General features: G+C 71.1%; 1 protein-coding gene. It reads right to left on the reverse strand.

Translation table 11 applies throughout. The features are described from left to right. Positions 1-239, reverse strand: a 239-nt coding sequence (locus tag ACZ3HH_RS31115) for a hypothetical protein (protein ID WP_465810577.1), incomplete at both ends; no start/stop codon positions are given.

The following is a 239-nucleotide window of genomic DNA, read 5'->3' on the forward strand; positions in this document are numbered from 1 at the left end:
TGCTCGGGTTCGGAGAACGGGATGCGATTGACCGCGGCCACCGGATCGGCGGGGTTCATCGCGCGGCGGTCCAGCTCGGCCTGCAGCTCGTCGTCGGAGACGAGCTCGCTCATCCGCTCGCCGTCGAGCACGACGGTGCCGATGACGACGTGGTGCTCGGTGAGGTACCGGCCGAGGGGAGCCGGACGGATGCCGGAGGCCCAGAGCAACTGCGGAGAGCGGAACGCGTCGGCGGCGAC

The organism is Pseudomonas sp. PME37.24/025, from assembly GCF_055556615.1.